We start from the raw sequence: 23,908 nt of genomic DNA, 5'->3' as shown, positions 1-23,908 counted from the left end.
CATCACCCACCCGGTAAAACTCCTGCTGCTACAGATCCTTGAAGACCGCTACGAACGAGCCGCCACGGTGATCGTCTCCCAGCTACCCGTAGCCAAATGGCACGCTTATCTGGACGAACCGACCGTAGCAGACGCCATCCTGGATCGCCTGATACCAAAGGCTCACCGGATCGAACTCAAGGGCAAAAGCCTACGCAAACGACCGGATCACCTATCTTTATAATCCATTAACGGCGCGAGTTATCCACAGGGGGGGTCAAAGCACCGGAATGGAGGGGTCAGATAGATCGGAATACGCAATATCCTGGCCGACAAGGGATACTATGACGCCACTAACCTGGCGGGGGTAGAGGCCCTGGGCATGGAGCCCTTCGTGGCCGAGCGCAAGTCGAAGCCCCGGCAGGCCGGGGGCTACGGCCCGCGGGAGTTCGAGTACGACGAAGAGGCCGACGTGTACGTGTGTCCCGAGGGGCGGGAGTTGACCAGCCACGGGCGGTGGTACCACCAGCGGGAGAGCCGCGGAGGACGGGCCCAGACCGACCGCCGCTTCAAGCGCTACCGGCTGTCGAACACAATCTGCTCGCAGTGCCCCATCCGCGAGCAGTGCCTGAGCGAGGCGGCCCGCAGGAACCGCCACGGCAAGGTGATTTACCACCACGAGCACGCGGCGGCGCTGGCGCGCAACCACCAGCGACTGCAGGAGTGGCCGGAAGTCTACCCCAGCAGGCAAGCGATCGTCGAGCATCCGTTCGGCACGATTAAGCGAAGTTGGGGCGCTTACTTCACCCTAGTCCGGGGCCTGGATCAAGTCGACGGGGAGTTCAGTTTGCTGGCTTGCTGCTATAACCTGCGGCGGAGTGTGTCTATACTGGGCGTTCCAGAGCTAATCAGACGGTTGAAGGGGCGTACTTCACCCGCAAATGGCCCGCTTCCCGGTCTCGGAGGTTCGCTTGAGGACTTCGTAGCGGCTTTTGGGGCTTATTTACTGCTGCTATCACAGATCAAGCCGCCGCGGCCGATTTTTGCCTAGATTGGGCGTGAGCTTTTGCACAGCCTCCCGTTGTGTGCAATCAATGCTCACAGGACGTAGAACTCCAGACATAAAAGCGTCAGTGTTACGTTACACTCAGGACAGTTATGTGGCTCCTTTCGTATTAGAAGAGAAATTCGATTTATAAAACAGAATATATAAGTGCAGTATCCTCTTCAAATTCTTATAATAGTCTCTGTGTTCGCCTGTCATTCAAGCGGTAACCTGTCCAACGGGATCCTCGAAAAGGACTATATCAATTCCTCAATGATTAGTGATCCAATTCTTTATTGCTTAGACATTGACGGAACATCGAGCCAAATATGCGAATATCAGGTTAGCAGTAAAATTAACGATTCATACTACAGAGGATTTTGTGTACTAGAATATAAAGAAAAATTTGACCCAGAAAATATAGACAAAATAAACATGGATATTATTACTCAGATTGATAGCAACAAAATATATTGTGTTAGACTGAACCGTATGGGAAGCAACGATTACAAAGATTTTGTATCGAATCTTGAGACCACAACCTTTAAAGAATTATACTTTTCACGCCAGCATTTAAATGCTCTACAGGGTTACAGTAGCGTAGACTGTCAGTATGAGATGTATACATTTACCAGTATGAAGATCAGTGAGGACAGTTTAGTTTTCAATGTGCTATTTGACAAAAGGCAACTATCAGAAAAAGCTACTCTAGATACCATAAAAATAAAGGTTCCGAAATGTCAAGCTCGAGTCATTCAGGATAAAGGACGGATAATACATATTCAAGCTGAAACCTTGATAACTCAAACGGGCAACTTATATCATTATACCAATTCATCTTTGGATAGCACGAGTAGAAGTATGATTATAAGCTGCAACAAAACGTATGACTTTACTCCATACCATGAAACCATAGCATCTGACTACGATTTTTCAGGTTGCTTTACAAAAAGAATTACCAAAAAATAGATGCACACAAAGTGACGCTATGCGCACAAGAGGATCTGATCAAGAATGAAGAGGTCTTGGCCTTAGAGTCCGACGAAGGCACCTGGAAATCAAGGGGAGTGGACGCCTACGTATTAGGGGTTCGAGCCTACGATGCGCCCGACTATCTCCTTTACCGGTCGGACTTCGTATATTGGATACACCAGTTCTCTACGACTCGCAGAGATCGCAGAGGGCGCAAACACGCTAGAGGCTTCGTTGAAATCACTTTTAATGGATACAGCTATGAATAATTACGAAAGCTATTTTGAGGGCGTTGAAGACCGTGCTGTTCAGATCAGCGAGCTCATAGAGGAAATCATCAAACTAGATGATGTATTGGCAAAACATGATCAATACGGTTCGACTGGTTTTCAGCGTGAGCAATACGTCGCGAAGCGCAAGGAATACACCGATCGACTGAATCAATTTTTGCAACCTCATAGAATGAAGATAATTAATAACGAGGCCGCGTAAAGCAAGGAAATAAAAGTACTGGACCGAACACCGCCTACCCGTACAGCCGCCGGTTAAGCTTCGCGGTTCTATGGTCGATTTAGAATCAAGCGGAGTGTTCGTCGTAAGCCGTAGTGTTGGATGGTACAGGCGGCCGTCGGGTAGGCAATCGTTCGCCGACAGCAATGCCCGCAGGGCTTCAAAGAAGCCCGCTCGAAGTTGATCAAAGTCATCAACATTCCGTATCTTTCGGAGGTAAGCAACCAAGATGCCCCTTAAGAACCGCCAGTCAGGTAAGTCCCTCGTATCCACCATTGAAAAACTACGCGAGGACGATTACCATTGGCTCAGTTCTTCTCCTGACTTTCAATTCGACTGGACGGTAGAAAAGGCAAATGAGGTCTACAAAATCTCTCTGGTGGATGAAGCAGCGACCGTACTTGGCGTCATGTCGTTGACTGATGTACCGGAAGAATTCCGCATTCACCTCAACTTGATTGAGGTGGCGGATACGCAGCGAGGCAAGAAGAAAACCATCGACAACGTTGCCGGCTGTTTAATTGCTTTTGCCTGCCGACTGGCGTTCGCAAGAGGTTATCTCGGATTCGTTTCCCTTCAGCCGAAAACGAAACTGATTCAGTACTACCAGGCCGCTTACGGCTTTCGTCAGTACGGACGTTTACTGGGAATTGAACAGGATGGTGCCATCTCACTAATCCAAAAATATCGAGAGGATGAAAAAGGATAAAAAGCAACTTTATACGGACCTTCTCCAACGTTACAGCGAAGAAGAGGTAGCAGAGTCGTTTGTCGCAAGTGAAAAACTACCTGCTGAGGCGCAAGCCAAGGTCCACAAAGAGTTTTTAGAAAAGAGGATGAAATCTCTCCAGGGCACAACCGGAGATCAAAAACTCCGGTCGAAGCTATTTGCCTTTAAAATTCAGTTGGAGGACTATTTTACAGCTGACAGTTACGAAGATGAATACAAATTCGGTAACCAGCTCAAAAAGTATATTAAAATAGTGGGCAGGACTCAGACTGAAGTCTCAAGCAATCTGAGCATCCACAAAGCAAGGCTCAGCCGAATCATAAATGGAAAGGAAAATCCTAATCCGGAACTTATGTATCGCCTACAGGAACACAGTTCCGGAGCTATTCCAGCATTTTACTGGTGGAAACTTTTCGCCAAAGAACTAGAATACCAGATAAGGACCGATAAGGAAAAAATGCAGGAGGAGAGTACCAAAGTCACCAATCCGATATCTCTGAGAGCTTGAAAGATAAAAAAGCCATCGGCAAACACCACATCAGCGTCCATGCGCCCTGCGGGACGCACGGCACCGGCGTACTCGTTGGAGTGAAAGGCTACACTTCGTTCCGCCTTCCCCTCCAACGTGAGCTGTCCGCAGGGTGCCGGATTAAGGGCATTTAAAAAATGCCCTTAATCCAACATCTTGTCTTCGGCAGCTCACGCTAAACTACTGTAATCAAGCAGCAAACGACTCTAGCGATAGCTGGTGCCAGGTTGGCTAGGATTTCTTTAAATTAGACCATACGCTCAAAACATCCTTTTGCCATGGTATCCAAGCGGAGCTATATCCTGCCCCTGACAGTGCTGTCGGTGTTCCTGCTGGGCTGCTCCCCTGAATCCGATCTGGAGATCAGCGTGGATGGGGTATTTGCGCATATGGACTCTGGGGCTGAACCTGGATGCGCCTGTTCAGTCAATCAAAATGGAGAACTCGTGTACTCAAATGGCTTTGGTATGGCCAACCTGGAGTACGATGTTCCAATTGGGCACTCCACCATATTTCACGTGGCTTCCGTTTCCAAGCAGTTCACCGCCATGGCAATCGAACTCCTGGTAAACGACGGACTGGTATCCTGGGATGACGACGTACGGAAGTACGTTCCGGAGGTGCCGGACTTTGGGACACCCGTCACTTTACGGCATCTGGTCCATCACGTAAGTGGGATCCGCGATCAGTGGAACCTCTTGTACATGGCCGGCTGGCGATGGGAGGCCGATGTGGTTACCCAGAAGGATGTCCTTGATATTACGTCCCGTCAGACGTCCCTAAATTTCGAGCCGGGGGAACGATTTCTCTACTCCAATACCGGTTATACCCTGTTGGCTGTGGTGGTGGAAAGGCAGACGGGGCAGTCGCTCAGGGAGTTCTGCCGGGAACGATTATTTGAACCGCTTGGGATGAGTAACACTCACTTTCATGATGACCATGAAATGATCGTGCCAAATCGAGCGTGGGGGTATGCGCCTGACCAGGAAGGCTATCTGGGATACAGGGCGTCGATACCTGATTTTGATGTTGTGGGGGCAACCAGTCTTTTTACTACGGTGGATGATATGTCAAGGTGGGACAAAAACTTCTATACGATGGAAGTTGGTGGGGAAGATGCATATAACCGACTGCACGACAAGATCACTCTGGCAAACGGAGATACCCTGGACTATATGCACGGCCTGGGTGAAAGTGAGTACCGGGGGGTGAAAATGCAGGGCCACGGCGGAGCTGATGCCGGCTACCGCAGCTATTTCCTCAGGTTTCCGGATCATAATCTCACGGTAACCGTCTTGTGCAATTTCTCTTCGTCCAACCCGGGTCAGTTGGCGCAGGAGGTAGCTGAAATCTATTTGGAAGAATACATGGAAGCGCCCTCCGAAGGTGAAGTTGCTGAGATAGAATCAACCCCCGCAGGTAATCTGGACAATTTGGCGGGCTTTTACGTACACCCCCTGAGTAAGGCTGCATACGAGATAAAATTGGAAAACGACACGCTGGTTTTTCAGGCTGATCAGCCGTATAAGCTGATACAAACGGGCGAAAATGAATTTGTACTTGATGGAACAACGACCACCCTGGAGTTGATAGCAGGTGATGGGAGTGAAAGCACCGCCAGGTTTTTACCTGACGATGAACCACACTACAGAAAAGACAGCTGGACGCCAGAGCCTAAAGAACTGGCTGAATTCGAAGGGAGGTTTTACTCCAGCGAACTCGATACCAAGTACCACTTCGAATTGATGGATTCATCATTGATGTTCCATCACCGCAAAAAGGAGTCAGATACCATGCAGCCACTGTACCAAAATGCATTTCGTCTCGACGGGGCGACGGTGCATTTCGGAGAGGATTTGACAACCTTTACGCTATCAGATGAAAGAATCTGGAATGTAAAATTCGAGAAAATCCCGGGGATTGCAGTAAATGAATAGGGAAGGGGGTAAGAGATCCAGTGTTGTATAGTTGGTAAATGAAGAGAAGCGCACTTACCGAGAGCGGCTAACGGCACACCGACAGGAGCAATTTCCTTTACCCAGCCTCATCTTTCGGTCTCCAAAGTAAGTATAGGTCTCGTACTACCTCACTCCGGCGCAGGTCCCCAAAGGTATTGGTTCCCCCGATTCAGGTTCGCGAACTCAATCGTTACCTGTTCGCTTTCAACCAGGTTACGCGTTACTTCTCCCACGACCTCGTGCACGGACTCCGGTAGTTCCGTTGTTTGGTCGGCGGAGCGCGGGTTCCAAGCGAAGACGTTGTCGCCGTAGACGTCTTCCGCGTCAATATTGACGTTTCCACTGTTTTCCACCTGGAACTCGGTGGATGCCGAAGCCGATACAGCGCCCGTCAATCCGGACTTGGCGTCAGTATCAAACGGGCCGCTCCACACGAACCGGTTGTCGCCGAAGAAGTCCTCGCTGTTGATCACCACTTTCCGGCTATCGGATACGTGGAAAATCGCCGGGCTATGTACGTTGACCGAACTGGAAATATTTGGAGCGTTTCCATTTCGCTCTTCGACGGTCCAGGTGAAGATGTTGTCGCTGCCCTGGTCTTCAAAATCGATGTTTACATCACTACTGTTGATTACGTCGAACCTTGTCGGTACGTCAAAGCGGATGGAGCCACCTATGCTCTGACTCGATCCGGTAGTCCAGTCGAACGTCATGTCGCCCGCGGTGTCCTCGAGATCAATACGGACGCGGTCGCTGTCCTCCACCAGGAACGTTAGCGGCACTTCAAAATCCATCGATCCACCTACGAAGGCAGCATCACCCTGTTCGCCACCGGCCCACGTGAACTGACTGTCGCTGATCAGGTCTTCGATGTCAATCTGGATGTCGCTGCTGTTGTTCACCACCTCAATCCTGACGGACAGGTTAATGCGCAAGGGGCCGCCGACGCCGCCCATAATGTCGGCTGTACCGGCGACGGGGTCCGGTTCGGAAGGCGTGCCAACCATCCAGGTGAATGAATTGTCGCCGAAGATGTCCTCCAGATTGATGTTGACCTGGCGGCTATCGGAAACCCGGATCAGCACGGGCATGTCTACCTCGAAGGCACCACCGACGCGGCGGTTCTGATCTTCCAGCAACTCCAGTCGCTGCCAGGTAAAAGTGTTGTCGCCGAAGATGTCCTCAATATTCAGGGTGAGGTTGTTGCTCCCGCTTACTTCGATATTGACGGGCAGTCTCAGGAAGAAGTCGCCGGCATTCGCTCCGTTTGCTGAGTCCCGGCTGCCCGACCAGACAATCGTCGTGTCACTATAGAAATCGCCGGCGACGATGGTATCCCCGGATTGTCCCGAAACCCGGAGATTTACGGAATCAATTAAGGAGTAGGCGCTCGCCTGATCAGTCGGCCGATCTACCTCGTCGCCGTCACATCCGACGGTCGTCAAGAAGGCCAGGGCAAACAGCAGAGGAAATAAGAATTGACACAGGCTTGAATAGGTAACCGACACAGTATGGCCCCAGTTTCGGGCCGGCTGCCCGCGGTCCCCCGCACTATATGAAGTAGCGTCCCAATTAAATTTAGCCCGTAGAGACTCACAATCGGATCGGTTGCAAATGCCATTTTGGCCTCTCATCAATACCTCGATCACATAAAAATTCACGTCAATAATTATTTCAAACCCAGCGGGTTACGTTCTGTATGGTTATGCTTATTTAACGGGGCGTTTTCCGGTCGTGTTTGCTCAGCAGTGGTATTGGTAAATATGTGCGGGTAGGTATACAGTGTAATTCCCTCCTTGGAAAGGCGAACTATTTATAGGTCAGGCCTGCCAGAAGGTAGGGGTATAAATTGTGAGGATACATAGATATGGAACTGTATGCTCACGACTTTACGGGTAGCACTCGATCGAATGCCAGTCCGCTCGATCCCTCGCCCCGCCCGACCTGCTTCCGTACGCCCAGCCAGGTAAAGACTCGCCCGTCGTACCAGCGGGTGCGTTGGAAGGATTGGGACACAACGACTCCACTGCGCGGCACCTCTTCCTCAGCCAGGAAGTAGGGTTCTACGGGCCGCTCGTCCAGCCCCGGTCGCAGGAGAGTATTGCGGGGTTTGATTTTTCGGGGTCGTTCGGGGTCGCCGGTGAAAAAGCGCAGCATGCTGGACCGTTGGAGCTGAATCTGCTCCGTACTACCCGGTAGCCGGGTGGCCTGAAAAGGAATCCAGTTTTCCGGCAGGGTACTCATCACATCGTACCGCAGGTCGGCCGCAAATTCCGGTAGGTCCGCGGGCACGATGCCGGCCAGGCGTTCGAAGTAGCGGCGCGTCTCTGCCGCCGCCGCTCTGCCGTCCAGGCTTCCTCCGTTGGGCGAGGCGACCCGTGTTTCGATACCCCAAACCAGGTTAGCCATTTCATCGCGGACCAGTACGATTTCCTCCTGCGGTTTGCCCTCCTGGATCTTCGGCACGGTGGGCAGAATGGTCAGGGTGAGGTCGGCGGGCTCTTTCCTCTTGCCTTTAGTATTCAGCGTGAAGAGGCTCCAGCGGCTAAAATCGTCGTCCAGTCCTTTGCTGCCCGCCTCTACCCAGGTACGTTCTCCGAAAACGTTGGTCACGGCCAGCCCCCGCACCAGCGACAGCGTTCCGGCCCCGACCGTAACCGGCAGCAGAAACCAGTCGTTGGCGTATACCAGACCGAACTCCATGACCAGCAACCGGCCAATCTCATTGCGGTTAGGCTTGATTTCGCCGAAGTTGGTCTTGCCGTCCTCGAAAGTCCACCATCGGGTATTCGGCATACCGGCAAAAGTTACCTGGGTAGGGATGAAGGTGTTGGTGTGCGACGCTTCGGCAGTCGGGTCCGGCGGGATAGGCACCGCGCCAAGTTGTGCGGTTTGGGTATCGTGGTCCAGGTTGTACCAATCCAGGTGGCCGTGGAAATACTCCTCGGCGGCCAAGACTTTTTCCTTTCTGCCGACGGGTGCGGACAATTGGAAGCGGTACTCCAGCCGGCTTGGCTCCCAAGCGTCTTGATCAGCCTGCGGTTGGAAAAAAAGCGCCTCGAACCAGGTGATGAAACTGTCGCCCAGATCGTCCTGCGTGGCACCGGCGCCGGCGATCCCGTCGGAGGCCCGGTTGCCGGGGGCTTCCTTCAGGTAGGCATAAAGTGCGAAGCCATCCATGCGCCGTCCGCTTACCGCGGCCCACTGCTGCCATACTTCCGGGTGCGCGAAAATGGGTGCTCCGGCCGCAGTGGTGGGGTCGGGCAGCTTGAGGGCATATCGCGTACGGTAGGTGGCAGCCAGGGCGGCATTGTTGAGCAGCCGGGACCAATACCGGCCCATTAGTAACCGCAGATCCAGGGCTACATCCTGGCCCGCTATTACCAATGGCACCGGTCGGCACTCTACCTGGGTTTCGAGGGGCGTATTGTCGTCAAAAGGGCGTGCTGAACGCGAACCCGGCTGATACTGCCGAATTTTAGTGGTGTGCAGGTGCGCTTTCGCGTAAACCGGAGAGCCCGCGTCGTCGCCGGTAAGTTCACCCATTTGCCACTGCCGGGCTACCATCCAGAGGGGGTCGCGTACTTCAGCCCGCAGGGCACGGGGGAAATCGGCGCTACGCGGCCGGCCCTCCAGGCGGTTCCAGGATACGATGGAGGGATTTGACCTGCGGGTCAGTGTCTGACGGAGATCGGGAAGGTCGAAGAAGCGAGACATAGATTATCGTTTTTTGGGCCTATCAGGCATCACCGATGGCCGTGTTCACCCAGTTCAAATTCAGCGAAGGCGTGAGTGACCACGGCGTAACGGGGAATACGGTGGCCGGCGAATAGACTCCCAGGGCTGTCTTTTCTACCTGTTCTGGCTCCACCGCCCGCTGTTTGGCGGCGTCCAGAGTTTGATGCAGGGCAGCTATCAGATCTTCCCACGCCCACTCGCCCTGGTCCAGGCTTGGGGCAACCAGCAGCAGTGTCTGCGGCGCTTCCGTATTGGGCCGGTCGTAGTGAAAGGCCAGTCCGGTGGTTTCCTCTCGGGTGGGTATCACTTCCGTCCATTCGTCCAGCAAGAGCCCGCACTGACGTCCGCCGGGCTGGAAGGCGGCAAAATAGGCGGCGGTATAGAGCAATTTTTCCTCTTTAAGCTGAAAGGTTGCCGGGTATTCTACGGCCAGCCAGGGCTCGGCCCGTTCCACGCCGGGAGCCCCCTCGGGGTCGGGCACCCAGCGCCGGTGGGGAAACTGGGCTGGGGTCAGTTCTGCCGGTGTACGCCCGAAGCCTTCCGCCAGGAGGTAGGCGTTCTCCAGGTGGTGTAGTCGTTCCCGCACGCGTGCCATACCATGCAGCCAGGTATCGATGGGCAGGGGGTCGGTACGTTCGGCGTGCGCCAACAGCTCCGCCCGGGCGGCCAGCGAATTCTGCCACTCGGCTCCCTGCGGTCCCGGCAGTTGGAAATACGGGACGGTTATGAACTCGTCTCCGAACAGTGCCCGCGCCGCCGCTTGCAGGGCCGCCAGTCGTTGGGTTGCGGTAGCGCCCACGGCATCGTGATCGACCAGGAGGGCGTTTGCTGCGTCGCTGCGCTGTTGCAAAACGCGACGTAGCGTGGTGGCTTTCTCCAACAGGTCTTCCTGCAGGCGGGTGACGGACGCGTCCGCATCGTCCAGCGAAAAGTCCGTCGCGTCGAAAATCGTCAGGGGCAGGAGCGCCCGCAAATCGTTCAGGAATTGCTCCAGGGGCGAAGGGGGGTTATTCAGCACATTCGTAAGCGCCAACTGTCGCAAGCTGAAGGCATTTCCTTTAGCAATCACTGCATTCTGGTAATCCAGAAGCAACGGGGGGACGGGGGTGATAAAATCCGTAGAGACAAGGGCTTCCGCCTGGCGCAACACCTGGTGGGCCGCCGCGGCATCGGCCGCCGCCGGCAGATCCTCGGCCAGAAGCGTATCGAACTCCAGGCGGCGGTCGGCCCAGCGCGTCAGGTATTCGCGCAGCTTGTCCAGTACGGAGGTATAGATGGCCTGCCGTTCCTGGTAGGCGAAGCCGAAGTGGGCTTCCGGTAGGCCGTAGCGGCCGAGTTCATTCAGTACCGTGGCGAATTCCGTCACCTGTTGGTCCACCGGGGGGAAAGCGGCGTTCCAGGCGGTGATGCGCGTATTCAGGGAAGTTAGGTCCGGTAAGGCCTGGGCGATGCGATTGCGTTCCAGGACCAGGCTGGGCTCCCGGTCGCGGCCGGATTCACCGGGTGGCATCGCATCCGTGGGTTGTAGTGGACGACCGTTCAATACAAGAGCACGTAAGCTGCGGAGCAGCGGGGCCAGTTCGAAGTAGGTGATCGGCACCGCCGAGTCGTTCAGGGGCTCGGTATACAGGATCCGCACGGTGGCATTGGCGTGTACGCCCGGTAGATTGAATACCGTCCGCAGCAACCACTCTTCCAGTAGGCCCAGGGCCTGTGTCGGGTCCAGGTCGGGCAGGTACAGCAAGTCCAGGGCCCGCAGGCCGGCGTCCGCCAGCACAACGGTGAGGCTAACCGGTGGCGGCTGCGGCGTTCCGGGGTTGGTATAACTCACCCGTACGCCGACGGTGGAGAGCGGGGGAAGAATTCCGCTCAGCCACGCCGCCAGCCCGGGCTCGGCCCGCTCCCGTGGTGGGGCGCCCGCCGGAGCCGTAGCGTTTCCGTCGATGTGCAGCGCTACGCGGTGCGTCAGCCCCAGTCCCGAGCGGGGCGTGACCACCACGTCCGGCGTTTGCGGGAATGTGGCCTTGCTGTAGGCGTCGAGGGTCGAGGCCGCGCGCTCGTAATTACCCTGCACGATCTGGTGTACGCTTTCGGACAGGCCGAGATCGGAAAGTGCATCGTAGATGTCCAGCAGATCGCGGATACTTTCTTCGATGAAGGTACGCTGTGGGGCAGTTGGCGCGGGATCGACCAGCACGGGCGAGAGAAAACCGAAGTTGAGCTGGTTCGTCGGACCGAGTGCGGCCTTCAGCAAGGCATAACCGTCCACTACGTTGCGGGCGGCGATCGCCTCTTGGGCGGTGGGGTCGGTTTCTTTGGTCGCTTCCAGCCGGTTGGCAACCAGGGGAAATTGGCGGCGCAGCTGGTAGGAAAAGACGAACAGGGCCGGGTCCTTATCGTGCAACTTCCGCTCGAAGCGGTAGCCCAATAAAGCACCCAGACTTTGTCCGTTGCGGATCCCCTCCAGGGTGTCCAAGGCCAGCCGTACGCGCTCACTCGACAGGTTGACCGCCATCAACTCGGGCTGAGAAGGCGTGGCGTTGGACAGGTAGCCGTTGCGCAGTACCGCCGCCGTCACCGCGTGGTTGAGCGATGGGGCGTGGATATAGCCCTGGTTGGTAGTGTCGGTTGACAGCGGGGCATCGTCGGGTCGTTGAAAGATGCCGGCCAAGTCCTCTGACAGTTGTACTGGTGTGAAGATTTTGTTTTCCGGCCGCAACGCTTCCAGCCAGGCAAAGGCACCAAGGTAGAGGCCGGTGGCTGCGCCTCCTTCGCCGCGCAAACGCGCCCGCTTGCGTTCCAGTCGCTCGTGGACGATACCCTGCATCCAGGCGTCGTGGCGGTAAGTGCAGCAATCGATGTGCTCGGCGAGCAGGCGCTCGAGGCGGGCGGTCGGTAGATTGGTCAGATACGCCAGGGAGGCCTGCATTTGCCGCAATTCGGCGTTCGCAACCAGCGGCGGTACCTCCTCCCGCAGCGACATTCCCAGGTATTTGGCCAGGGATACGTCCGCGTTGCCGAGCGCGGGTTCGTTGGCCAGCAGGTGAGCAAAACGACTTTCGCTAGTCGTCGTTGCGGCAGCTACGTGGATGTAATCCGGCTCATTGGCCAACGCTTCCCGGTACGTGTTCGCATCGGTGAGCGCTGCTTCGAAGCGGGCGCCGTGACCGGCGTTACCGTAGGCTTCCAGCAGGGCGTGCCGCAGCAACAGGTACAGGAGCGCTTTCGGCCGGTCCGCGAACCCCTTTTGCGGCAGCAATTGTCCTTCGTAGTCGTCAACCGCCGCGGCCAGCCAGGCCAGGTAATTTTTTCCGTCGGTAGTGTAGGGCCGGATGAGCGCCACTTCCGACAGCGGCTGATCGTCAATGATCGGCCCGTTCAGGCGGTTCTGTCCGGTGCGGTAATACTTTTCAAAGATCTTCGGCTCGGTGGCTCCCTTGTAACCAAAGGCGGTCAGGAGCTTCTTGGCTTCTGCCAGCAACTCATCAGTCGTCGGTTCGAGTGTGGTTATTTTGGAAGGCAATAAGCCAGCATAGGACAGGTAATTGTGGTAAAACGATCGGCTATGCCCCAGGCGGGCGTGGTACTCCGCGGAGTTGGGATGCAGCCCTACGATGTCGAGCAATTGCTGCTGCGGGTCGCTGCTGGATCGACCCACGTAGGGAACCGAGGTGCTCATTTGCCGCCAGAAGTCGTCCAAATCCCGCAGAAAGCGGTGCAGCCGGGGCAGAAAAGGTGTCGGCCCTGATCTGGTACCGACCACGGGGTTGTCGAAGCCGGGCCAGGAGATCTGCCGGTAAGCACAGGTCGGCAGGATCCCGTAGGGTTGCTTGCCGATGCGGATGGCGGACAAAGCACCCCTGCCTGACACATAGCGGAGGAAAAAATCCCGTGTCTGAGCCACTATCGTCTCGTTGCGAAAGATCGGGTCCATCATTTTCTGCATCCAGTAGCCCAGCGTGGCGGGCCATAGAGCGGTATTCATGGCTTGGGCTTCGGCGCCATCGGTCTGGTCGGCATTCGGGATACGCTGCATCAGCTCATGGTCCAACCCCAACCATTCGGCCAGACGCTGACCATCGGTTTTTCGCGTGGGATCGGTCGTTGGTGCGTATAGTCGCTGCTGCTTTACGAAGACCGGGAAACTTTCGTCCGGATCGTCGGTCCGCTGGTAGCCGGCGGGTCCTTCGTCCGTGTTATTGGTCGGTGTGCCTTGGGGAACCAGGCTCAGTCCGGAGCGGCCGTAGAGGTGATGGCGCAGCAGTTCGGTGAGTTCCCCTTTAGCCTCCACCGGATCGCTGCCCAGGCGCAGGCCGAGGATGAGTACACGGTCGAATCCAAGGGTGTCCGTTAGTGGGATGCGCAGTGCCATACCCTTGTCGAGCGCGGCACCAAAATCGGTCATCCACTGCATCTCCTCCGGGATGAGCAAGTCTCCTTCTTCCGTTTCCTGAAATTGCTCCGCCTCCGGCGCGGTGGGGTTTGGGCCCACCGACAACGGGGCCTGGACCGGGCGGGCCGTAATTGCCTCCTGAACCAGCTCCAGTTTGCCTTCCACGTAGCGGTAGCCTAAAAACACGAAGCGTTCCGGCAAGAGTCGGGCTTGCGGGGCCTGGGACCAGGAAAAGGGTTTCGCCGCCGCTTCCGCGAAGGCCGGGAAGCGCAGGTAGACAACCTGGATCGTGGCCCCCTCCGGGGCGGCCTCCCTCAGATTGGCCGGCGGGTAGCGACGGGCCAGGTCGCTGGCATCGGCGGCAATTTTGGTGCCGAGGTAGACGGCACGCCAGAAATCGGCGACCGCCCCGGCATCCGTACCCAGGGGCTCGGTATCGGCGACGGGGATGGTCAGGTAAAAGGTATTGGGCGGCGGCGGGGAGGCCGGGCGGTCCGAAGGGTTGAGCGGCGCATAGTGCTCGATGATCCAGCCCGCCCGGCCCGACCCGTGGGCGGTCACCAGGTCGCGCCAGGCCCGACGTTCTTGTTCCTCGTTCCCGGCCGCAGCCCAGTAAAAGGCCCAGAAGCGGCGGGCGTTTTGCTGTTCCATCTGCGTGAGATCGGCTTCGAAAGTGTCGATCAGGCAATCGTCGGGATAAATACGGACCCAGAGTTCATCGCCCGGTCTTCCCTCGGCGTTCGTGACCCGTTTGAAACGCGTTTCTACCCGGACGGGAAAAAGCAGGACGGGCCAGTCATCGCTCCATTGCTGGATGTGCTCACGGGGATCCGTCAAGGGCAGGAGGGTTGCCCAGATGTCGTTGAGTCGTGCCCGGCTTTGGGTCCGATCACTGAGGGCTGCCTGGTAGTTAGCGGCCGCGGTGTCGGCCCGTTCGCGCAGTTTTTCGATCTCCCGCCAGGTGTCCTGGTTATTGTCGCCGGCCGAGCGCTTCAACTGTGCCGCCCGTTCCCGCAGGCTGCGTTCCCGTTCCTGCGCCAGGATGGCGCGCCGTTCCGCCGCAAGGCGAAAATCCAGTTCTTTCTTAAGGGTTGAAAAATCAGGCATGGCTCAACGTTTTTTGGCAGGGTCGGTGGCCCTGCTCACAGTTGGGAAAGGTTTCAATCCTATAAGTCTCCCGCGGCCAGGTCGGCCGGCAGCATCTCGGCGCCGTGTACCGCTACCAACACGGGTACCTGGTAGAGGATGTAGGCCAGTTCGGCCGCATTGGTCTGCGCGCTCCACTGCAGGTTCTTGTCTTCTTCGTACTGGTCGCGGCGGGCCTGGAAGCTTTCGTTGTCCTCGGCCGCTCCCTTGGTCGGGGTGGTCAGGTTGACCACTGGCGCGCTGCCGCCGACGTCTAGGGTGCCGTCCACCAGCGCTACGTCCTCCCAGGACAGGTCGTTCCAGCTGTTTTTGACCGTGGCTTTGTCGATATCCAACCCGAAGCGAGGCTCGCCCGGGCGCTCCTTGATCACGAAGAACCAGCCGGGCCGCGTCGGGGCATCGGGCTCGTCGCCCTTGGCTCCCTTTACTTCCTCCACCGTCAGGTTGAAGCCGAAGAAGTAGATGTCGGGCTTGATTTGTGCACCGTACAGCGGGGTCTTCAGTTTGGTGTTGCTGTCGGCCACCTGTCCGTCGGCCAGGTCGGCTTCGTCGGCCGTGGTCAGCGGGGCGAGTTTGCGCATCTTTTCCAGGTCGACCTTGCCGCTTGGCAGGAGTACCCATTCGGCCTTGTGCGCGTAGATTACGGCCGTCGGGTATTTCTTCAGCAGTTCGCCGCGCACCACCAGGACCACTTCTTCTTCCTGGACCTGGCCGGGCAGTTCGCGGTTGTCGTGGTCGCCCAGTTGGCTCGTAGCGGACCAGTTGTGGATGGGGGGAATATCGTAGAGCCCTTCGCGCCACTGCCGTTCTTTCTCTTTTTTGGGTTCCGGGAAGGTGGTGGGCTTTAGTACCGAGCTTACGTCCCAGAATTGACGAAAGCTGCTGCCCCGTTGGTCGGTCGGGTATTCGCGCCACAGCAGCTCCCGCCCAAACTCATGATTGATTCCCACGAGGTAAGATTCGATGAATTTCTGGTTGGTTTTCAGCAGGGAGATGGTGTTGTTCTCGATCAAATGGAGATTGGGCAGGAATCGCTCGGTCGAACCGTCGGCCAGCGGTTTGTACATCGGCAGGTCGATCACGGGGTAGGCCATGATGGGATCGAAATCGCGGACGAACTGCCCGGTGACCCACCCCGGCAGCCGGATCTTGCCCATGACCAGCGGCGGAATGGTCTGGTTCGGGTGCATTCGCTCCAGGATCGCAGCCTGCAGGGCGGGGAAATCCAGCGGGCGCAGGGGTGGCTGCCGTCCCGCTGCTTCATCCTCCCGGGCCAGGTAGGCCAGGTCAATCAAGCTTTCGCGGAAGCGCCGGCCCTCTTCGCTGTCCGACGTACCGGTACCTGGCCGGAACGGATCGCCCGGGGCGGTAAGCCGAAAATCGGGCCGGGCAGGCAATTCCTCCAACCGCTCCGGCTCGACCTGTTCGAGATCCTTAAGGACCGCCTGCCGTCGCCGTTGTTCCCAGCTGGAAATGAGCCTGAACAGCGCAACGCCCGCCACCAGCACCACGGCCGCCAAGCCCAGGCCAACGGCCAGCGGGGGGAGGAGTACGAGGAGGAGGAGAGCAAGCAGGATGGCCACGATCAGCGCGATCCATTTCAGGCGGGGGAAGCGTTGGAGCAGATCGTCGGCCCAGGTCGGGATGGTGGTGTCCACCAGTTGATCGTCTACCGCGGACAAGGTCTGCGTACTGGGTCCCGCCGTTTTGGGGGGCGCGGCGTGGATCTCGCCCGCATTGAGGCGCACGAGCAGCGAACCGGTATCGACGGGGGTGGTTCCACCCAGCCGGGTCATCAGTCGGCCGCCGGGGCGCAGGATGCGGCGCATTGCCGGCGAAACTATCGATGGAGGTACGGGGGCCTGACGCAGTGCGTGTAGTATGGTCACCCCTTCGTGTATTACGCGGCGGTGCGCGGGAGCGGTGAGCAGGAACAACTGCTGGGGACGTGGCACGGCCATTGCTGCCAGGTAGCGCTGGTGCCAGCGGGTGGACGCGTGGAGCGACAACTGGCCCTGGCGAATGAGCTGGTTGCCCTTCAGCACGTCCCCGATTTGTTGCCAGGCGGCAAACATGTAATCTTCCTGCTTGTCCTGCACCACGGCGGTACCGAAGCCGGCCGCGGCCCGGAAGCGCGGGTCCAGGTTGAGTTCGTGGATCCAGTTGTGTGTTTCGGGCAGCGCATTGCCGTCGGCATCGGTCAGCAGACGGGGGGTCTTGGCGTGCCAGCGTCCGTAGATCGGCGGCACGACGACGGGGTCCAGGTCCTCCGGGTCATCCGGATCTTCGGGTACGGCCGGGAACAGGCCACTTTGCTGGTTCGCCACTTGGGCCGCCAGCCGCTTGTAGTCGTCTTCCAGGTTGAGCAGGGCGGCCAGGGACTCCTGGAAGGGGTGCGGCGCGGGGGCCGGAGCGGCCGTCCACTCCTCGTATTTTTTGATCTTTTCGTATTCCGCAAACGAGAGCGGCGCCCGCAGGGCACCGCCGAGCTTGAAGAGCCCGCCGGTTTCCTGCCCGGCGGGCAGGCCGGGGGCTTCCTGCCAGGGCGGCAGATTGGCCCCGGGCAGGCTGGCGTCCATATCGCGCCTCCCGAGCCGGGGGTCGGCCGTCTTGGGTTGGAGGAGCCGTACCAGATATTCGAAATCACCGGCCGTACCGGTGCTGAACTGCCAGCGGTAATACACGGGCAGTTCCACGCCGGCGTCGACCGAGCTCCAGGCGGACTGCGTAGCCGTCAGGGCCGGCGGCAGCGGCTGTCCCAGTCCCGCCAAACGGCCGGCCTCAAAAACCGGTACCACGAAAGCGTAGTAGGTCGTGCTGGGCTCCAGCCGCCGTGGGCACACGATGCGGGCGCTGGCCAGGTCGGGGTTCTGGGCGAGGGTGGCGCTCAGGTTCTGAACGACCAGATCGATATTGCTTTCCGTTACCTTTTTCGGGTCGGCACCATTCAACGAGCGGTTGACGTGCACGTGAGCCCAGGCCCAGAGATCGTCCGCCAGTGGCAGGGTACGCTGCTTGGCTACGGTAATGAAGGGGAGGGGCCGGTCCAGTACGTTCTTGCCGTCCTGAAACTCGTCGGCTTTCAGCACCACCAGCATAATCCATGGCCGTAGGCGGTGGTGCGGGCCGGGCGCGGCTGGGGTGTACCGCCAGGGAAAGTCCTCGTCGTAAAACTCGATATAGGGCAGGTAGTTGGGCTCGAAGTTGGTGATCCAGTGTCGTGGTTCCACCTTCACGATGGCTTTCGCTTCGATGCCCACGATATCGCCTGGCCCGTAGAGCATGACCTGCTTTTCGATCGTCTGATCCAGGGCGGGAGTCGTTGCGACGGGCTGCCCGGTGAGCTGCAATTTGACGGACACGGAAGCCCGCAGGGGCGCGCCGCCACTTTCAACGTCGGCGGTAGTGATGGTATTCGCCACACCGTGCCGCAACCAGGGCAGGAAGGAATAGGTCGGTAGATCGCTCATGGCTCGGTTAGTTCAGGTTGACTTCGAATTCGGGAACGACGTCCAGCATCACTGCGGCGTTCGGGTTGTCGGCGATGCGCAGGTGCAGGTATTCCCGGGCTTCGGCCTCGGAAGCAAAGAGGTTCGTGACCGGTGAATTGTCCACCGTGGTCACCACGCCGAAGCCTTCCGGTAGCACGGCCAGTTTCTCCTCCAGCGGGTCGAACTGCCGTTTGGATTCCCGCGACAGTGGCGACAGCGCAACGGCATTGCCGCGCAGGAACTGGTTGAACAGACTGCCGAAGTAGCCTACCAGCCGCCGTGCAAAACGCCGGTAATTGGTATCGATGACGATCTGCTCGTAGCGGACGGTGCGTTTGGTCATGAAGCCAGTGCGCGTGGTGGTGCCGGCCACCGACAGTTCGGCACCACTTACCTCCTGCTGGAAAGACGGGCGACTGAGCTTTTCGGCGTCCGATAGATTCTGGAATTGCGCAATGGCAAAGTTTTCCCGCGGATCGCCCACCTTACCCCAGGCACTGCCCGCGGCACTGGCAAAGTTGAACCGCGAGTAATCCTTCACGGCCGGTGCACCGATTTTGTCCAGGCTAATGCCGATAGGTACGGCGCGTTGGGTGAACCGCAGTACCCCCACCGGGTGGAGCACCAGCCCCTCGCTTTCGTCCATTTTGCGTAAGCTGACCAGCAGGCGGTTGGCCCCAGCGAGCTCGGCGGTCCAGTTTTCCAGTTTATTGAGTTCCGTGGTCAGCAGTTCCAGCGAACTGACGGGTTGCAGGGTTTCGCGGCGGTCTTCGCCCCAGGTGATGTCGAAGTCCGCTTCGATGGAGAAGAACAGGAGCTCGAGCGATCCCGAGCCCTTCGCGCGCCAGGGTTCCGGTCCGGACAGCTCGAAGTTGAGCCGGATGCTGAACAGGCCCACGCCGAAGGCCTTGAGCGATACAGACGCTGAAATGGTGATGATGAAGTAGAAAGGCGAAAACTGGAAAAGGGCATCGAAGGCGATGTGCCCCGAAACACCAAAGTTCGACATGCCGATTCGCAGTTCCGCCCGGGCCCCGAACTGAACGGTATTGGACGTGATGGCGAAGTAGCCTTCCACCCGGATCGCATACGTCGGCGTATTGGCAATGTCGAAGGCAATCCGCCTGGGTGACGGGAACGGCAGCGGCGGCGGCGTGAAACTGGGGTGAAAGCCGCCGACGGAAAGCACGAAATTGGCATCGTCGCCAAAGGCCATCAGGATGCCCATTTCCCCCTCCAGGGTGAAGAACAGTACCCGCGATCCGAAGAGGGTAGCGAAAAACCAGATCCGCTTCTTGTCGAACTCGATCGCACCGATAAAACTCACCTGAAGGATCACCAGCGGCGCCGCTTCGGTGGGTAGTGCTACTTTCAGTACCCCCAGGATCGCAATGTTGCCGGGAATCTCGATGATGATGCCCAGCGAGAGGGTGATCAGGGCCGGAGTACCCCAGCCGATCTTGGCCATCGGCCCGATCAGGAACCGGCCGTTCTCGGGCGGGAACACGGTGCGCAGGTCGCTGATGATGCGCGGCGCGTTGGCTATCACGTCGGTCGGGAACAGGATGTTCTGCGCCGTTCCGGTGCGGATGCCCTGGGCGAGGGCCTCCAGTTTCATCGTTCGGTTCAGTCCCAGGAGCCCGCCGACCCCGAGCAGGACGAAGCCGAAACCCAGCTGGAACCCCGTTCCGAATTCGGCCGTGATAATGATCAGCAGGGAGAAGCCCTTGGAACCGTCCGGCATCCGGGTCGTGATCAGCCCGATAGCCTTCAAGGTGATAAAGCCGGAAAACACCAGCTCAAGCGCGCCGGCGTACTCCTCATTTTCGAAGTCGAAATAGAGGTAGCCGCCGCCCTTCACCACGCCCGCATCTACGGAGAGGCCCACTCCGTTGGGCGGTTTGAACCCGACGACCAGGTCGAGCGGTCCGGCGTTGCCGGCGCGGAAATACATATCGACACCCATCCCGATGTTTTCCACCGTAGCCTGGAGCGGTCCGAGGTCGAAGCGGAAATTGGCGCCCGCTTCGAGGCGCAATTTTTCATCGGCGATCAGCAGGGCCAGTTTAGCACTCAGGATCTTGACCGGACCCAGCTCGACGTGGGTCGGAATCTCAATGGCGAATTTTGCCCCGCCCGTGACGTAGAAGCCGCTCAGCAGGCTGTAGCCAAAACCCAGTTCGGCCTCCGTCGCAACGTTCAGGCCGGAAAGTAGCTGGGCCAGGAAGCCATCCCCCTCGCCGGGGGCGATGACCAGGCGCAGGGCCTGAATTTGGCCTTCGAAGCCCACGTCCAGCTGATTGCTCACCGACCGGGTGAACCAGGTAATCCCCAGCCCCTGTACGGCCAACCGGGTACCACCGCCGGTGCCGATGAGGATCAGCTCCGGCGCGTGATTGGGGTGCTGACGGATCTCCACCGCGGCCTGAAAGCCGCCGGCCAGGTTCAGGATGCCCTCCGCCTCGAATGGCGGCCGCACCACCAGCCCTACGCCCTTGATGTCGGCTGTAGCGGAGAACAACAGTTGCCCCCTTTCGCAGACAGCAAAATCGAATGCCGCCGCCCCCATCAGATAGGGGAGCAGCGCGATGCCCCTTTTTTTGCCACCCTGGGCTTCGGCGGGGGAGAAGGTGATGCCGAATTGGCTGTAGGTAGCTTCGGTTAGCCCGGCCTGTAAGAGCGGGAAGCGCAGTTCTTTCAATCCCGGACTGGTGTTGCCGAGCAGGGTGCGGGTGGATTCGGGCTGGTCGTACAATCCGCCGGGCAGAAAGGTGGCCCGCATCAATTTGTCCAGGCGGGACAGAAATTCGGCATCATCGAAGGCCGTATTCCACTGGTACACAGTATCGAAAATTGCCGAGGGGTTGCTGAGCATCATCCCAAAGCGATCCCAGTTGATGAGCCGGACGGGTTGCCCCGACCCGGCTACCGGATCGTGCTCGATCAGCCCGATGAGGTGCAGCGCTTCGTGCAGCTGGGCCTTTTCACTTTCGAGATAATCGAGCAACAGAAAATCGACCAGTCGGCGCGGCAGGTCGTCGATATCGGGTATTGCCCCTCCTCCGCCGGCAACAATCTCGGATTCCAGTTTTTTGGCCGCGGCGATGATCAGGCTAAGCCGGCCCATCATGTCGAGGATAGCGGCCGCTACTTCCTCGTTGCCCGGAGTTGTGGCCACGAGGCGTTGGGCGGCCGCCACGATCTCACCCGTGTGCGTCGCCAGTTCGGTCAGGCCACTGCCGAAGTTCCCGGGCGGGATCTCGTAGCCCAGTTGCCGGAAAAAAGCGGTCGCCCGGGCCGGCGAATCGACGGTACGGAAGGGAGCCAGCGCGTGACCGACTTCGGCGAGGATCGATTGTAAGGCGTCTTGCTGGGCCATGGCGGTCAGAATAAGGAGTCCGGAGTATTGGTTACTTTTTCGAGGGCCTGGTCGCAAGTCGGGTGCGGGCAGGCCGCTACGTCGGTATCGCCGGGCTCGGCCGAACGGACCATCATCGCGAAGCGACGGGCGTCGGCATTGGTGACCACGAGGGTGTCGATCGTATTAGCGGCCGGCAGGGGCTCGGCCCACAGCAAGCGGGGCCATTGGCGGAAAGCCGGGTCGCGATGCGTCGCGTGCACCACGATCCGGTTGTGGGTGGCGCTGATCCGGTGACCCGTCAGCATTCGTTCCTCCGTGCGAAAGAGAAAAACCGGTAGTCCCGCATTGATCATATAGTAGTACATGCCGGGATCGGCAGCGTCCTGGATGCGGGCTTCGCAGGCCGCCATCAAGTTGCGGATGGGGGCCAGTTGGGTGGTCTCCAGGGCGTTGATCAGCGCCGCCTGGTAGCCGGTCACCTGACTTACTTGTAGCGGCGCCGGGGCGGTATTGGGTACTAGCGTGGTACCGATTTCGGTATCGATCTGGCTCAGGGCGGTGAAGGTCGCGGCCTTGTTCGCCTCGTCGACCGTGGCGAAGAGGAAACTGGCGTACCCGTCCAGTTTCGTACTCACCAGCGGCTGCAGGGCCGTAAGTTGGGCGGCGGTAGGTACCCCGCTACCGGTCACGTTGAAAAATTCGGCCACTTTTGTCATCGCCTGTGCGAAATTCAGCAGCAGGAAGGCGGGCCACCCCACGGGCGATAGCGGTGGAGCGAGTGGGGGCAGATCGGCGCGCCACACCAGCTGGCAAAACCGAATGACGTTTCCCGAATTGCGCAGCAGGCGGGCCAACCAGAAGGGTTGGTGTCGCTCCTGCACCCGGCTGCGGTCCATCCATTCGGCGAAGGCGGCCCGGATCCCGGCGGCATCGGCACCCGTTTGGAGGAGGTTGCGCAATTCGGCGTTGTTCCCGACGACACTGCGTTCGCACGAGCCGAAAAACTGGTACCACCGGGGGGCGGTTATTTTGGGCCGGTTACCCGTACGGCCGAAAAAAGCCTGCAAGGCCCGCAGGTAACTCGTGTATTGGCCGGCCCGGCAGCCTCGCACGTCGAGGGTGGAATTGCTGTCCAGGCGATTTTTTACGGTAGTGAGTTGGGTTCTGAACCCGGCTTCGCTGGCTTCGGCGGCCCGCCCGGCCAGCAGGAATAAATTCATCGCGCCCGCCGGGAGCGTGTAGTTGAACGTATGAGTGGCGTCCGGGCCCAGGTCGTTTACGGGCCGGCCGGTCAGAAAAGTGCGTAGCGCATCCGCCCCGGTGGCCGGTGCGGTGAGGTCGATTAAGCGACGAACGGCGCGGAGGAGGCTATTCTTATCGGCCGCGTTCAGATTGCTCCCGTTGCGCTTGACGCGGTTGGCCGTGACGAAGACCAGGTCGCAGCAATAAAAAAGAAAGCGCTGCAGGTCGCCCGGTGGCAGCCCCGAAGTAGCGATGCCGTAGGGCGCCAGCAGGCCCGAATTGCCGGCCCGGATCACCGCCAGGATCGTGGAGTTGGACCAACTGAAAAAATGCTGCCCCAGGCCGAGATCCAGAATCGAGAGAATACCCCGCTCGTCGCTTTCGGCAAAACCGTTGAGGTGGTCTTCCAGCGCGTGGCGATCCGCCTGTACCGTGCTTTGTCCGAACAGCGGTATGATCAGGTCGTCCCCGTTGGCATGCGTCACCAGCCGGATGCGGTCGAAATGCGTGAGCGTGTCTTCGCTCAACAGCCGGACCATATGCGCCAGTGAATCGACCCATACCGGGGCTAGCCCACAGTTCTGGTGGTAGGTACGGGCCCCCTCGAGAAAGTCGTCACCCGCTACCCGGGGCGAAGAAATGAAGGTACGCTGGGGTACGTGTTCGGGTATGCCGTTGAAAGCAGGGGGCGGCCCGGCCGCAGGCGTCGGCCCCGGCGGGCTGCCGGGGCCGCCGGTCGGGGCGGTGTTAGGGGGTATGGCCAGGAGGGCGCACCGGTTGCTGGACTGATTGCCCGTTGTGGTAGAGCTCATGG

General features: G+C 58.6%; 12 protein-coding genes. 6 read left to right on the top strand and 6 right to left on the bottom strand.

All coding sequences use genetic code 11. From position 1 onward, the window contains the following. From E4021_RS16210 to E4021_RS16185, 6 genes are all read left to right on the top strand, one after another. Nucleotides 1-223 (top strand): ATP-binding protein (locus E4021_RS16210; protein ID WP_168797656.1); only part of this gene is annotated, 223 nt, incomplete at its 5' end. A gap of 63 nt (nt 224-286) precedes the next feature. After that, nucleotides 287-1,030, top strand: a complete 744-nt coding sequence (locus E4021_RS16205; protein ID WP_136460427.1) for a transposase — start codon at nt 287-289, stop codon at nt 1,028-1,030. A 1,215-nt stretch (nt 1,031-2,245) separates the two neighbouring features. Continuing rightward, the gene (locus E4021_RS16200; protein WP_136460426.1) at nt 2,246-2,488 is read left to right on the top strand and encodes a hypothetical protein; all 243 of its coding nucleotides are present in this window, start codon (nt 2,246-2,248) and stop codon (nt 2,486-2,488) included. A 247-nt stretch (nt 2,489-2,735) separates the two neighbouring features. Then, nucleotides 2,736-3,215: a hypothetical protein gene (locus E4021_RS16195; RefSeq protein WP_136460425.1), complete on the top strand. Its 480-nt coding sequence runs from the start codon at nt 2,736-2,738 to the stop codon at nt 3,213-3,215. Next, entirely contained in the window at nt 3,202-3,744 is a 543-nt protein-coding gene (locus E4021_RS16190) for a helix-turn-helix domain-containing protein (RefSeq protein ID WP_136460424.1), read from the top strand. The genes E4021_RS16195 and E4021_RS16190 overlap by 14 nt, the downstream gene beginning before the upstream one ends. 299 nt (nt 3,745-4,043) lie before the next feature. After that, the gene (locus E4021_RS16185; protein ID WP_136460423.1) at nt 4,044-5,702 is read left to right on the top strand and encodes a serine hydrolase domain-containing protein; all 1,659 of its coding nucleotides are present in this window, start codon (nt 4,044-4,046) and stop codon (nt 5,700-5,702) included. Nucleotides 5,703-5,851: 149 nt separating this feature from the next. Here E4021_RS16185 and E4021_RS16180 read toward each other — a convergent pair whose 3' ends face one another. The 6 genes from E4021_RS16180 to E4021_RS16155 all read right to left on the bottom strand — a co-directional run bounded on the left by E4021_RS16180 (nt 5,852) and on the right by E4021_RS16155 (nt 23,906). After that, nucleotides 5,852-7,168 (bottom strand): hypothetical protein, encoded by a 1,317-nt coding sequence (locus E4021_RS16180; protein ID WP_136460422.1) that lies wholly within the window; start codon nt 7,166-7,168, stop codon nt 5,852-5,854. A gap of 436 nt (nt 7,169-7,604) precedes the next feature. Beyond that, nucleotides 7,605-9,440: a hypothetical protein gene (locus tag E4021_RS16175; RefSeq protein WP_136460421.1), complete on the bottom strand. Its 1,836-nt coding sequence runs from the start codon at nt 9,438-9,440 to the stop codon at nt 7,605-7,607. Nucleotides 9,441-9,462: 22 nt separating this feature from the next. Beyond that, complete coding sequence (locus tag E4021_RS16170) at nt 9,463-14,961, bottom strand: hypothetical protein (RefSeq protein WP_136460420.1); 5,499 nt, start codon at nt 14,959-14,961, stop codon at nt 9,463-9,465. A gap of 59 nt (nt 14,962-15,020) precedes the next feature. Beyond that, nucleotides 15,021-18,470 carry a hypothetical protein gene (locus E4021_RS16165; protein WP_136460419.1) on the bottom strand — a complete coding sequence of 1,150 codons (3,450 nt, stop codon included), beginning with the start codon at nt 18,468-18,470 and terminating at the stop codon, nt 15,021-15,023. 7 nt (nt 18,471-18,477) lie between these two features. Further along, the gene (locus E4021_RS16160; RefSeq protein ID WP_136460418.1) at nt 18,478-21,870 is read right to left on the bottom strand and encodes a DUF6603 domain-containing protein; all 3,393 of its coding nucleotides are present in this window, start codon (nt 21,868-21,870) and stop codon (nt 18,478-18,480) included. Between the two features lie 5 nt (nt 21,871-21,875). Then, the gene (locus E4021_RS16155) at nt 21,876-23,906 is read right to left on the bottom strand and encodes a hypothetical protein (protein ID WP_136460417.1); all 2,031 of its coding nucleotides are present in this window, start codon (nt 23,904-23,906) and stop codon (nt 21,876-21,878) included. Nucleotides 23,907-23,908 lie beyond the last annotated feature (2 nt).

The sequence above is a fragment of the Neolewinella litorea genome (assembly GCF_004803465.1).
Lineage (GTDB): Bacteria > Bacteroidota > Bacteroidia > Chitinophagales > Saprospiraceae > Neolewinella > Neolewinella litorea.
Note: the sequence above shows the minus strand (reverse complement) of the source record. Positions and strands in the feature narration are given on the sequence as shown.